This is a genomic window from Paraburkholderia caffeinilytica (assembly GCF_046030355.1).
Lineage (GTDB): Bacteria > Pseudomonadota > Gammaproteobacteria > Burkholderiales > Burkholderiaceae > Paraburkholderia > Paraburkholderia caffeinilytica_B.
This window is the reverse complement of sequence record NZ_JAQQCQ010000017.1, coordinates 38,211-50,948: the sequence shown is the minus strand read 5'-3', so window position 1 is coordinate 50,948 and position 12,738 is coordinate 38,211. Positions and strand designations below refer to the sequence as shown.

13 protein-coding genes are annotated in these 12,738 nt (G+C 63.1%); 3 read left to right on the top strand and 10 right to left on the bottom strand.

Going from position 1 to position 12,738, the window contains the following annotated elements; all coding sequences use genetic code 11:
• Positions 1 to 12 precede the first annotated feature (12 nt).
• Positions 13 to 558: a carboxymuconolactone decarboxylase family protein gene (locus PQQ95_RS23925; RefSeq protein ID WP_408441498.1), complete on the top strand. Its 546-nt coding sequence runs from the start codon at positions 13 to 15 to the stop codon at positions 556 to 558.
• Between the two features lie 101 nt (positions 559 to 659).
• On the opposite strand, the gene PQQ95_RS23920 is transcribed toward PQQ95_RS23925, so the two are convergent.
• Positions 660 to 2,165 (bottom strand): HD domain-containing phosphohydrolase, encoded by a 1,506-nt coding sequence (locus PQQ95_RS23920; RefSeq protein WP_408441495.1) that lies wholly within the window; start codon positions 2,163 to 2,165, stop codon positions 660 to 662.
• Between the two features lie 124 nt (positions 2,166 to 2,289).
• On the opposite strand from PQQ95_RS23920, the gene PQQ95_RS23915 reads away from it, so the two are divergent.
• Positions 2,290 to 3,069, top strand: a complete 780-nt coding sequence (locus tag PQQ95_RS23915; RefSeq protein ID WP_408441492.1) for an alpha/beta fold hydrolase — start codon at positions 2,290 to 2,292, stop codon at positions 3,067 to 3,069.
• A gap of 232 nt (positions 3,070 to 3,301) precedes the next feature.
• Here PQQ95_RS23915 and PQQ95_RS23910 read toward each other — a convergent pair whose 3' ends face one another.
• From PQQ95_RS23910 to PQQ95_RS23880, 7 genes are all read right to left on the bottom strand, one after another.
• A complete protein-coding gene (locus PQQ95_RS23910; RefSeq protein ID WP_408441490.1) occupies positions 3,302 to 4,528 on the bottom strand; it encodes an MFS transporter in 1,227 nt (408 codons plus the stop codon).
• 58 nt (positions 4,529 to 4,586) lie between these two features.
• Positions 4,587 to 5,081 carry a DUF3237 domain-containing protein gene (locus PQQ95_RS23905; RefSeq protein WP_408441487.1) on the bottom strand — a complete coding sequence of 165 codons (495 nt, stop codon included), beginning with the start codon at positions 5,079 to 5,081 and terminating at the stop codon, positions 4,587 to 4,589.
• Positions 5,082 to 5,277: 196 nt separating this feature from the next.
• Entirely contained in the window at positions 5,278 to 6,027 is a 750-nt protein-coding gene (locus PQQ95_RS23900) for an SDR family NAD(P)-dependent oxidoreductase (protein WP_408441485.1), read from the bottom strand.
• A gap of 72 nt (positions 6,028 to 6,099) precedes the next feature.
• Entirely contained in the window at positions 6,100 to 6,495 is a 396-nt protein-coding gene (locus PQQ95_RS23895; RefSeq protein WP_408441483.1) for a DUF427 domain-containing protein, read from the bottom strand.
• 75 nt (positions 6,496 to 6,570) lie between these two features.
• Positions 6,571 to 7,671 carry an alkene reductase gene (locus PQQ95_RS23890; RefSeq protein WP_408441480.1) on the bottom strand — a complete coding sequence of 367 codons (1,101 nt, stop codon included), beginning with the start codon at positions 7,669 to 7,671 and terminating at the stop codon, positions 6,571 to 6,573.
• 26 nt (positions 7,672 to 7,697) lie between these two features.
• On the bottom strand, positions 7,698 to 8,444 hold the full coding sequence (locus PQQ95_RS23885) for an SDR family NAD(P)-dependent oxidoreductase (RefSeq protein ID WP_408441477.1): 747 nt from the start codon (positions 8,442 to 8,444) through the stop codon (positions 7,698 to 7,700).
• A gap of 401 nt (positions 8,445 to 8,845) precedes the next feature.
• The gene (locus PQQ95_RS23880; protein ID WP_408441474.1) at positions 8,846 to 9,487 is read right to left on the bottom strand and encodes a peroxiredoxin-like family protein; all 642 of its coding nucleotides are present in this window, start codon (positions 9,485 to 9,487) and stop codon (positions 8,846 to 8,848) included.
• A 107-nt stretch (positions 9,488 to 9,594) separates the two neighbouring features.
• Here PQQ95_RS23880 and PQQ95_RS23875 point away from each other — a divergent pair, with 107 nt between their 5' ends.
• Positions 9,595 to 10,500, top strand: coding sequence for a LysR family transcriptional regulator (locus PQQ95_RS23875; protein ID WP_408441471.1), 906 nt, complete (start codon positions 9,595 to 9,597; stop codon positions 10,498 to 10,500).
• A gap of 55 nt (positions 10,501 to 10,555) precedes the next feature.
• On the opposite strand, the gene PQQ95_RS23870 is transcribed toward PQQ95_RS23875, so the two are convergent.
• Positions 10,556 to 11,545 carry a zinc-dependent alcohol dehydrogenase family protein gene (locus PQQ95_RS23870; protein WP_408441469.1) on the bottom strand — a complete coding sequence of 330 codons (990 nt, stop codon included), beginning with the start codon at positions 11,543 to 11,545 and terminating at the stop codon, positions 10,556 to 10,558.
• 44 nt (positions 11,546 to 11,589) lie between these two features.
• Positions 11,590 to 12,693 (bottom strand): alkene reductase, encoded by a 1,104-nt coding sequence (locus PQQ95_RS23865; protein ID WP_408441468.1) that lies wholly within the window; start codon positions 12,691 to 12,693, stop codon positions 11,590 to 11,592.
• Positions 12,694 to 12,738 lie beyond the last annotated feature (45 nt).

Sequence of the window (12,738 nt, the reverse complement as noted above, 5' to 3'; positions counted from 1 at the left end):
AAGGAGTTCACCATGTCCCGCATTTCGATCCCTGCCCTTGATGCCGCCCCGGAAGCCTCCAAGCCCACGCTGGATGCCGTTCACAAGCAGCTTGGCGTCGTGCCGAACCTGTTTCGACTGATAGGCAGCAGTCCCGCCGCGCTCGCGGCCTTCACCGGATTTCAGGGCGCGCTGTCGAAGACGCTTGATTTGAAGACCCGCGAACGGATCGCGCTGGCCGTCGCCCAGGTCAACCGCTGCGACTACTGCCTGTCTGCTCACACCTATCTTGGCCTCAACCTGGCGAAGATCAGTCCGGAGGAAATCGCGCTGAACCGCAAGGGTGAGTCCGGCGACGTCAAGGCAAACGCGGCCGTCCAGTTCGCGGCCAAGGTGACCACGGAGCGCGGCCACGTCAGCGACGCCGACATCAAAGCTGTGCGCGATGCCGGTTTCACCGACGCTCAGGTCGTGGAGATCGTCGCGCTGGTTGCGGAAAACAGCTTTACGAACTACCTGAACGAAGTCGCTAGGACGGACATCGACTTTCCCGTTGTGCGGGCTTCAGACGCTGCGTGACGCTAATCGGGTGCCCTCCGGGCACCCGGGCACTTGCGGCATGCACAATTGAACGTTGGCTCGGCCCATCAACACCGGACCTTCCTCCCATCCGGCATTGACTAGAGAACGCCCATCGACGACGCCTTCAGTGTCGCGGCCGCGCGAGTTGAACACTCGAGCTTGCGAAACAGGTTCTCCACGTGGGTGCGCACCGTGCTAGGACTGAGGGCCAGCTCTTTTGCCGCATCCTTGTTGCTGGCTCCACGGCTGATCAGACGAAGCACATCGATCTCCCGTCCGGAAAGGCGCACCTTGGGTGTCGGATGGTTGGTGCGCAGCGGCGGACTCCCTTCCGATGCGAGTAATGCATCGACCACGTCCGGATCGAAGCGCCCCTGCGCTGCCTGCTCGCGCAGCAGTGCCGTGGCGTCGGAACAGGAAAGCGCAGCGCGCCACGGCCGCGGCGCGCGCAGTGCAACCGAAGCCACCGCAGCCGCGAGGATTCGAGCCTGCAGGGGCAAGGCAATCCCGCCGACGCTGCGGAAATAGCCGGTCTCGTCGAGCCGTTCATAAGCGTGTGACGCAAGCTCGGCAGCCTCCTTGAGCGTTCCGGTCTGTTTGCCTGCTCGCGATGTCCAATAGGGGACGAGGCGCACTTTCTCCCAGGCCGATGCCGAGAGTTGGCCCGGGTGGTTCCAGATCGTGTTCGGCACCGCCGCTCGTCCTATTCCATGGATGAGACCGGCACGATAGACGACGTTTGTCATGTCCGGATCCGACGTGAGACGCGCACAGCACTGCGCGGCGGTTGCAGCCACTTCACGCGAATATCCCGTCAGCCACGGCAATTTCAGGTCGATGACGTCGGCAATGAGTTCGGGCGGTGTCACGCGTTGCAAAGCTTGCGTTGCGAGTACGGCGTCGACGTCCGCGGGATTCGTCTGGTCGAGCGTATGAAGCCACTGAACGGCATGGGCCGTGGCGATTTCGACAAACGAGACGGGGTAGCAGGTGTTGGCCCGGTGCGCGATCAGTTGCAACGCTCGCTCGATGCCGTACACCCGGTTGAAGACCTCGAGATCGCTCGCCAGCGCGATGACGAATACGCTTTCCGGCACCTCCCGGGCCCGGAGTCTCTCGGGAAAGCCACTCCCGTCCCACGCTTCAAAAATATGCCGCAAGGTGGCTTGGGTTTGCGCGGAAAGATCGAGCATTCGCGCCACCTCACCCGAGACTTCGCAGTGAATTTGCGCCAGCGGCGTGATCGCGACGGAGGCGCCGCCCTGACTGGCGAGCAATGCCTCCCAGTTCGGACGTTGGGCCAGCATCGCTTCGCGGCTCGCAATGTCGTCGCCGAATGTGTCGGCAAACCCCGATGCGTTTGCCGTGCAGCCCGACCATCGCAGCAACGATGCCTCGCGTACCGTATCGCAGCCGTTCGCATCGAACGCAAGAACCTGTGCGAGCTGAAACGCAAGCCAGGCCGTGCGCACGGAATGATCGGTGGGCTGCCCCATGCTGAGGTCGCCGATGAATGCAAGCGCCTTGACGGCGTCGTACGCGCGAACGCCGGAATCGAGGCCCGGCATCGCTGTGGATGCTTCAATGTGCTGACTTCTGTTCATGGGTTGACGTCTTTACCGGCGGTCTTTGTAGGCGCTTTCGATGGATGGGTCGGTCATTCGACCGATGTTTCTAATCGCGTTGCCCTGTCATCCTGACTGAACTTAACCACGGAGAAAATCTATCATGAGTAACCTGTTCAGCAAGTTGGTGGCATCGGCGTTCCTGCTTGGCGGCCTCATCACCCTGCCTGTGGCCCACGCCGCACCGGTAAACGATCTGAAAGGAACGAACGTCGTCCTGGTGCACGGCGCCTTCGCGGACGGAGAAAGCTGGAACAAGGTCGTTCCGCTGCTCGAGGCACGCGGCCTGCATGTCGTTGCAGTACAGAATCCGCTGAGCTCGCTTGCCGATGACGTCAGCGCCACAAAACGCGCGATTGAACAGCAGAAGGGTCCCGTTGTGCTGGTCGGCCATTCCTGGGCCGGCGCGGTCATCTCGCAAGCCGGCAATGACGACAACGTCAAAGCGCTAGTCTACGTCGCAGCCTTTGCGCCGGATAACGGTCAATCGATCAATGATATGTTAAAGGGCAAACCCGCGCCGTCATGGGCGAGTCAATTGTCCAAGGATTCGGGCGGCTATCTGCGGCTGTCAACCGATGCGGTGATCCACGACTTCGCGCAGGACCTGCCGGTAGCGCAGGCGCGCCTGGTGGCCGATACGCAAGGCCCGTGGTTCTCAGGTTGTACCGACGATAAGGTCACGACTGCTGCGTGGCATTCGAAGCCGTCCTGGTTCGTGGTCACGGACAAGGACCACATGATCGATCCGCATCTGCAGGCCGAGATGGCAAGCCACATTGGCGCCACGGTGAGCCACGTGGACGCGAGTCACGTCGCGATGATCAGCAAGCCCGCTGAAGTCGCTGCAGCGATTGTCGCGGCTGCGCAGAAGATTCAGTAATCGCTTCGCTGTGGCGGCTGATGATGGCGTTGGCCAATGACTTGTCGGCGGCTGCGGAGGATGAGGTGGCGGGGGCCATTCGAAAGGACCCCGTCACCTCGGTCACCTGCTTCGCGAAGCTTGACGTCCATGGTCGGATGGCTTCTTTTAACCGCATATTTCCGGGTCGATGCCGTTGCTCGAGTGCGCTGCGTTGCGGCCACCCGGCGTCAGCGCAGCTGCAGGTTTTCTATTAAGGAAGGCTCGCCGAAACGCATTCGACAACGGCTTTGCGGCGCTCGGTTGCAAAGTACAAAAGCGCGCCGAGCGGCAGCACCATACCGAGCACGGACACGCCGGCCCAGCCGAAGCGTGCGAACGCCCAGCCGCTCGCCGCCGAGCTGATGGCTCCGCCTGCAAAGAACGTCGCCATGAAGAGGCCGTTGAGACGGCTGCGCTGTTCCGCGCCCAATGAATAGATGACACGCTGGCTGAGCACGAGATTCGCGGATACCGCAAAGTCCAGCAGGATCGCTGTCGTGATGACCAGCGCGAGCGAGAGAGTCGAGTGCCCCCGTGCGAGATCGGAGAAAATAAACGACGCCGAGCCCAGCAGCAAGGCGCCTGCTGTGCCTGCCTGAATCAGCCCCTTGTCGGCAAGGCGGCCGGCGAACGGCGGCGCGATCGCGCCGGCCACCCCGGCAAGCGCGACCCACGCGATGCCTTGCTGACTGAGCCCAAACTTAGGGCCGCCGAGCCACAGCGGCACAGCGGTCCAGAACACGCTGAATGCGCCGAACAAGGCGCCCTGGTAAATGCCGCGCCGCCGCAGCACTTCGGTGCTCAGGAAAATCTGGCCGAGGGAGCGCAGCAGACTGCTGTAAGTGGGCGGCTGAGCCGGCTTGCGCGGCGGCAGCGTAAAGCGCAGACCGATGATGACGGCGGCCATCAGAATGGCCGACATCCGGAATACTTCGCGCCATGACCCTACGCTCGCAATCAGGCTCGACACCGGGCGGGCCAGCATGATGCCAAGCATCACGCCGCTGACGACCCGGCCCACCGCGCGGCCGCGCGCCTCTTCGGGGACGAGATAGGTGATGTACGGAACGAGCAATTGCACCGCCGACGCCACCAGCCCGATCAGGAATGCAATGAACAGATAGGCCGTCGCCCACGACGTCACACTCAGCGCCAGCGTGAATAGCATCTCCGCGCCGATCAACGTGAGCGCGAGCCGCCGGTTTTCGAAGAGATCGCCGAGCGGCACGATCGTCAGCAGACCGACGCCGTAGCCGGCCAACGGCAAGGTGACGAGCAGGCCAGTGCTTGCGTGGGGCAGTCCCAAGGTGGCGCTGATGAGCCCCGTGAGCGGCTGGGTGTAATACACGTTCGCAATGATCATGCCGCAGGCGATGGCCAGCATCATCTGGATGACTGTCAGCGATTGGACATGGCCGTCCTGCTTCGGCGCTTGCATGACGCACTCCTTGATTCTAGGTAAAGACAAAGACTCGACAAAGCTTCCGGTCCGCTGCTTAAAGGACCTCGAACACGCTATAGACCGGACCGTAAGAGAACCGGTGGCCCGCCCCGACTGCAATGACCCGGTTCAGCCATTCATACTTGCCGGCGGGCGCCTCGAAAATCGGATTGATGCGGAAGTAGTAGCTGGCCGGGTCGACTTCTTCGCCTTTTTCCAGCCGCTGGATCACATCGGTCGCGCCGTGGCGGATGCCGCGGTAGGCCATTGTGATGTGGGCGCCATCGTCGGTCTCGAGGATCAGACGCACGTCAAGCGTGGTGCTGCCGTCGCTGCGCACCGTCTGCCAGTCGCTGCCGCCATCCAGCACCTTGCCGGACAGACGCTCGCCGGCGAACGTGCCGGACGGCACGATGCCGATGCGCCGGAACGGACCGGGCGTCGCGCCGACCATGACGATCGGTTTGACATCGAGATGCATCACGAACAGCGGACGCGTTTGCACACTTTGCAGCGGTGCAGGAAGTTCGTCGAAAGCGGGCGTGGTCATCGTCGTCACCTTGATAGTTGCGTGTATGGCGTTGCGTTGTTGGGAAGCTACTGCAGCGGCGAAAAGTCGGTCGGCCGCATGATTCGCGATTCCATCTTCACGACGATGTCGAGCGCTTTCACCTTGCGGCCGGATTCCTGCCGGCGGCTGTCGGCCGCCGGCAGGTCACGGCGTTCGATCCGGTCGCAGGTATGCGTTACGCTGCCGTTCTGCCGCCGTTGACCCTGAGCACTTCACCGGTCATGAAGCTCGCCTTTTCTGACGCAACGAACACGATGGCCTCCGCGATTTCTTCCGGCGTGCCAGCACGCTTGAGCGGGACAGTCGCGAGCATGCCGGCCTTGCGTTCCGCGCTTCCCGTGAGCCGGTTCAGCATGCCGGTTTCAACGGGCCCGGGCGCGACGGCATTGACCCGTACGCCGAATGCCGCGGCTTCGAGCGCCGCCGACTTGGTGAGCCCCTCCACCGCATGCTTGCTGGCGACATACAGCGAGGCGCCGGCCGCACCGCGCAAGCCCATGGTCGACGAGATGTTGACGATGCTGCCACTGCCTTGCGCCGACATGACGCGCAGTTCATGTTTCATCGCGAGCAGCGTGCCGAGCACATTGGCGTCGAATACGGCCGCATAGCGTTCGGGCGTTTGCTCCAGCACCGGCGCCGATTCGCCCTCCGTGCCGGCGGCGTTCACGGCGATGTCCAGCCGGCCGAAGCGTGTAACGACGGCGTCCACCAGCTTGCGCAGATCGTCTTCGAACCGCACGTCCGATTGCACGAATTCAGCTTGCGTGCCCGTGGCGCGCAGTGCGTCGGCAAGTTGCCGGCCTTCTTCGGCGCGGCGGCCCGATACGACGACGCTGGCTTTCTCGCGCGCAAAAGCAAAGGCGGTGGCGCGACCGATGCCGGTGAGTGCGCCGGTGATTAGTACAACAGGTTGGGTTGTCATGGCTGTTCCTTGATCGGTTTGCGGGGGCCGTCCGTGTGGCGGCTCGCGCTGCAATTCATGGGTTCGCGGTGCTCACGCATGCACTTCGATGGCGTCGACCCGGTCCGGGTAGAACGCGAGGTGATCCTTGATCGATTCGACTGCCGCATACGGGTGTTCGTACGTCCACACTGCATTCACCGAGCGCTCGCCGCCCGCGGGAATCGAGTAGTACGCGCAGTCGCCCTTATAGGGGCAGTAGGTGGTGTGCGCGGTGCGTTCCAGCAACGTCATGTCCACGTCCTCCCTCGGGATGTACAGGACGGCAGGGTAGGCGGCCTCGCGCAGCGTCAGCGCGTTGCGGGTATCGGCGATGACCTTGCCGGCGAGCGTGACCACGATGCGCGCGGGGTTCGGCTCGATGGTGATCGGATGATCCGGGCCCGGAACCTTGATGGTTTTGCCCGCAGGGTTGAGGTTGCTTGACATGGAAACGCTCCTTGAAATGATTCGCTATGGGCGAAGGCCACGGGAGACCGGGCCGCTGTTACGGACCGCTGCCGCTCAGGCGGCAAACGGCGTGAAGTCGATATACGCGCGTTCATCTCCGCCCCAGAACGCATCGCGCACGTACTGCGTGAGCGGGTGGCCGTGACGGAAACGTTCGGGCAGATCCGGGTTCGACGAAAACCAGCGCCCGAATGCCACCAGATCGGCGTCGCCACGTTGCAGGATTTCCTCCGCGCCCTCGCGATCGAATCCGCCGGCTGCCATGATCGGTCCGTTGAAAATCTTGCGCAGGAAGGACGATGCGACCGGCGGCTGACCTTCGACCAGCGTTTCGGTGCCCATCACCCGCGGTTCGATCACATGCAGATAGGCGAGGCCGTAGGCGTTGAGGCGTTCGGCAAAATAGCCAAAGGTGGCCTCCGGATTGCTGTCGGAGATGGCGCCCCAGCGGCCGCTCGGCGACACGCGTACGCCCACGCGATCGGCGCCCCAGACCGAAGCGAACGCATCGACCACTTCAAGCGAAAAGCGGGCGCGTTTCTCGATCGTGCCGCCGTAGGCGTCGGTCCGCTTGTTCGTGCCGTCCTGCAGGAACGTGTCGGCCAGATAGCCGTTTGCGTTATGCAGTTCGACGCCGTCGAAACCGGCTTCCCTGGCCCGGACGGTGGCGAGGCGAAACGATTCGACAATCGCGGGGATTTCGTCGAGTTCCAGCGCACGGTGCGGTGAGTTCGGCACCCAGCCGTTCTTCGTGAACACGGTGGTGTCGTAGGGCACGACCGACGGCCCCACCGGCGCATTGCCCCAGCTCAGATCGACGTGCGACTGACGGCCGTCGTGTGCAATCTGCATGAAAATGCGGCCGCCCCTGGCGTGGACGGCGTCGGTCACTTTTTTCCACGCCGCGACATGCTGTTCCGTATAGATGCCGGGTGCGCCGATATAGCCGCGGCTGTCGTACGACGGATGGGCGCTCTCCGTGACCAGCAAGCCGCCGTTCGAGGTCCGCTGGCGGTAGTACTCGACCATCATCGCGCTCGGGCTGTCGTCCGCGTCGGCCCGCAGGCGCGTCATCGGCGCCAGCACGACGCGATGCGCGAGGTCGAGTGCGCCAACCTTGACCGGCGAAAGCAGTTTGAGAGAAGTGGTGTTCATTTCGTTTCCCTTATTGATGGAAATTGTTAGAGCTTGGAGCCGCCGTCGACGTGCAGCGTGTCGCCCGTCACCCAGCGTGCGTTGTCGGATGCGAGGAAGGCGACTGCACCGGCAATGTCGTCGGGTTGCGCGATGCGTTTGAGCGCCTGCATGCCGAGCGTCACGTCGCGGCCCGCTTCGGTTTTCGTGAAGTTCGACATGTCGGTGGCGACGACACCAGGCGCGACCGCATTCACGCGGATGCCGCGTTCGCCGAGTGCGGAGGCAAAATGCTTGACGAGTGTGTCGACGGCGCCTTTGGTGGCCGCATAGGCCGGCAGGATGCCCACTGCGGAATGCGCGGCGAGCGAGGAGAGCAGCACGACGCTGCTGCCTGCGCCGAGTACCGGCAGCAGCTGTTGCACGAGGAAGTAGGGCGCACGCACATTCACCGCGAACAGATTGTCGAAGTCTTCGACGGTGGTGTCTTCGATACTCGCCGCCTTTGAGATGCCGGCGTTCGCCACCAGAATGTCCAGACGGTCGCCGACGATCTCACGCACGTGCCGGGCGAGGGTGTGCGGGCCATCTGCCTGACGCAGATCGGCGCCGACTTTCTGGGCTTTGCCGCCCGCCGCCCGGATTTCGGCGACTACGGCGTCCGCTTCCTTTTCTCCGCTGCTGTAGTGGACCAGCACCTCGGCTCCGTCTTTTGCGAGAGCGAGGGCGCTGGCGCGGCCGATGCCGCGCGATGCGCCGGTGACGAGGGCGGTTTTGCCGGTGAGCTGCGTCATGATCAATCTCCTGAAAGGTTGAAAACCTGCTGTGCATGCGGAGCGCAAGTAGTCGCCCCATACCCTGTGAATTGAAGCTGCGGCGCTTGCTTCAGTGCGTTTGCGTCGCTGCCATGGGAGCTAATCTAGTGGTCTCCGGCGCAAAGGAAAAAGACTTTGTGGGCGGGTGGGCATACCTCGCAGGCATGCCTCGGCGGAATGGGCGCCGCTGTGCGTGCCGTGGGCGCTCATTCAGTGCGCTGGCTGGCATATCTGGAGTCAAGATATCGACTGACGGCGCCGCCGTCCTTGGGCCAACCTGTTACGACCTGAGAAAGGCTGCGACGGTGGCCCCGAGCTTGCCGGGTGACGCGGGACGGACGAGTGTTGTGACGGGCTGAAGCGACCGGCGAAACCAGGCGTCAGCGCGCGGCGCGGACCGTGTTCGCATGTCTTGCCTGCACGGCTCGCAACGCATTCAGCAGCGCCTCGTTTTGAATAGGCTTGCGATAGTCCACATCGATGAACGCAAGGGCGACACTGCCATCGCGATCCAGCAAATACGTGGCGGGCAGCGGCACCAGCCAGCTACCCGCCTTGCGCGTGGACGGCGGCAGGTAGCCCAGTTCCGCATACTTCGGCCGCAGGGCCGCCGGCAGCTCGAACGCGAGTCCATAGGCGCGTGCTACCTTCATGTCGATGTCCTGAAGCTCGCGCATCGGCGCAGCCGCACCCTTCGCGCTGTGCTGGCAGGGCGGCGAGATCGCAACGGCGCTCGCACCCAGTGCGATCACCTCGCCGTAAATAGCGGTCAAGCCGCTGACGCTCTCCTCACTGAATGAGCACCAGTTGCCCCGGAAAAAGTGCAGCACGACAGGGCCCGCACGCAGCAGATCCTCTAGCGCCACGTGCTGCCCGGCAGCGTCTGCCAGGGTGAACAGAGGTGCATGCGCACCCGCATGCACCGCTCGCGATGCCGCTTGCGCCGAGGCGGCGATAGTTAACTCGGCGTCCGCGTCCAATGATTGGACGCCCCCGCTTTCCTGTATTCGCGGTGTTGACATGACGACTCCTCAAGCGACGCAATAACCCGTTCGTGCCAATTTATCTATTCTCCTGGGGGCACGGAAGGTGCAAAATCGCATAGCACTTATTCCAGAGGGGAATTGCAATGGACCGCCTTGCGGCGATCGAGATCTTTATCCGCGTCGTCGATACCGGTTCGTTCTCTGCGGCCGCCCGTCACTATGACGTCGGCCAGCCGGCGGTATCGAAGGCGATCGCGCAACTCGAAGAGTGGCTCGGGGTCAAGCTGCTGCTGAGATCGACGCGCGCGCTCACGCCCACGGAAGCCGGCAGCAACTTCTATCAGCGCGCGAGGCGTGCCGTGGAGGAGGCCGACGAGGCGGTGCTCGCTGCACGCGGGACCGCGTCAGGGCTTTCGGGCAAGCTGCGGGTGTCGGCGGCGGTGTGCTTTGCACGCCTGCATATCGTGCCGCGGCTCGCAGCGTTTCTGGAGCAGCATCCGAATCTCGATCTCGAACTCGTGTTGGACGACCGCAATATCGATCTCGTCGAGGAAGGCATCGATCTGGCCTTGCGCATGGGTGTGCTGCCCGACTCCAACATGACCGCGCGCAGGATCGCGCAGGCCCGCCGTCGCGTGATCGGCACGCCCGATTACTTCAAGCAGCATGGCATACCCGGTGAGCCTGCCGATCTTCTCGCGCATCGCGCGGTGATCTACACCCGCGACGGCGGCGGCGAAAACTGGACGTTTCACAAGGAGACCGCCGAGGTCTCGGTCAAGTTGCAAGGCAACGTGAAGATTACCGCGACCGAGGGGCTGCGTGCTGCCGTGATCGCCAGCCTGGGGCTTGCCGTCGCGTCCGAATGGGCCTTCACGCCGGAGCTGAAATCGGGCGCGGTGATCTCGGTGATGGACGACTGGACGTTGCCCGCGATCAACCTGTCAGCGGTCTATCCGACCGGTCGGCTGGCGAGTACGAAGGCGAGGCAGTTCACGGCATTCGTGGAGCAATGTTTGACGGGCGGAATGGACGCTGAAGGACGCTGACCCCTAAGGGACACTGAACCCCACGCGCGCTTCGCGCCCGTCTCCTGGAACAGGCTTACAGCGTCACGACGATCTTGCCGAACTGGCCGTTCTTCTCCAGATAGCGGTGCGCGTCCACGATTTCATCGAACGTGAACTGACGATCGATGATCGGCTTCAGCGCGCCGCTTTCGAGGCCTTTTAGCACATAGTCCACCGCGGCCTTGCGGCGGGTGGCGTCGCCGCTCGTCATCCAGATGTTATGGGCCTTGACGCTGGTGACCTTGGCGATCATGTCCAGCACCGGCAGCGCCGTGACTTCCGGGCTGAGCAAACCGTAGAGGTACACCGTGCCGTTGAAGGACAGCGCCGCGAGCAGTTTCGACAGGGCCGGGCCGCCGACCGGATCGAATGCGACACGCGCACCTTTGCCGTCGGTGATACGCGCCACTTCCTTCACCAGGTCCGTTTCCTCCGTCGCAATGACGTGAGCGGCGCCCGCTTCAAGCAGATGCTCGCGCTTGGCCGAGGTCCGCGTGAGCGCAATGGTAGTGGCGCCGGCGTAATTGGCGATCTGGATGGCCGCGAGGCCCACGCTGCTCGAAGCGGCGGGAATGATGACAAAGTCGCCTTTGCCGACCTTCGCATCTTCGATCAGCGCACCGTAGGCGGTGACAAACATCATCCATACCGAGGCCGCTTCCGCAAACGAAAGCGACTTGGGGTGTTTCACGACCGCATAGTCCGGCGCGATGATGACCTCGCCATAGGTCCCGTAGTCGTTCATCGAAAACGACGGGATGATGTTGACCTCGTCGCCTACTGCGATGCCGCTCACATCGGAACCCACTGCATTGACGATGCCAGCGGCTTCATATCCAAGCCCGGCCGGAAACTTGACAGGCTCGATATAGTCGTCGAGACGCCACATCGACTCGGCGCGGTTGATGCCGATTGCCTTGACGTCAATGCGAACCTCGTTCGGACCCGGCGCGCGTACCTCGGTGTCGACGAATTCGAGAACTTCCGGGCCACCGGCCTTGGCAAACTTGATAGTGCGTGACATGTAAACCTCTTGAATTGAATGAAGGATGGAATAAAGCGCCCGACTCAAGCCGCCTGTGCGGCCTCGTACGCCGGGAAGTCGGAGTAATGCTTTTCGGTTCCCCCCCAGAAAGCAGCGCGCACATACGGCGTGAGCGGCAGGTTGTGCTTGAGGCGGTACGGCAGGTCCGGATTCGAGGTGAAATGACGGCCGAAGGCGACGAGGTCGGCGTCGCCCGAGGCGACGACCGCTTCAGCGCTGGCGCCATCGAAACCACCCGCGGCGATGATCGGACCCGTGAAGTGCGGACGCAGATACTTGACGGCGACGGGCGGGTGGCCTTCGTGCAGCGTATCGTCGCCCTTGATGCGCGGTTCGATCACATGCAGGTAAGCGATCTTGTAGCTATCGAGCACCTTCGCGACGTGGCTGAAGGTGGCCTCGGGATCGCTATCGGAAATGCCACCCCATTCGCCCGACGGCGAGATGCGCACGCCAACGCGGTCGGCGCCCCACACCGAAATCAGGGCTTCGACAGCTTCACGCAGGAAGCGTACGCGATTTTCGATTGGGCCGCCGTAGGCGTCGGTGCGCTTGTTGGTGCCGTCCTGGATGAACTGGTCGACAAGGTAGCCATTGGCGCCGTGCAGTTCGACGCCGTCGAAGCCGGCGTCGAGTGCGCGTTGTGCGGCAACGCGGAATTCGTCGATGATGCCGGGGATCTCTTCGATCGCCAGTGCGCGGTGCGGCGACGCGGGAACGAAGCCGTCCCTGGTGAGCGCGACGCCGTCGAATGGGACAACGGACGGTGCAACCGGATCGACGCCGCCGGTCATTTCAACATGGCTTTGACGGCCGCCGTGAATGAGCTGCATGAAAACGCGGCCGCCCTTGGCATGAACGGCATTGGCGATGGCTTTCCAGCCTTCCACCTGGCCGTCGTGGTAGAAGCTTGCGGCGCCCAGGTAGGAGCGTGCGACGATCGAGATGCTGACGCCTTCGACGATCAGAAGGCCGCCTTCCGATGCACGCTGGCCGTAGAAATCGGCCATCATCGGGCTGGGGATATCGCCGGGCTGGATGGTGCGCAGACGGGTCATCGGTGCCAGAACGACGCGGTGCGAGAGGGTATAAGCGCCGACCTTCTTCGGAGTGAACAAGTGAGCCATGATCTTTCCTTTGATAGCTAGAGGTACTGTGACGTTCGGCGGAAT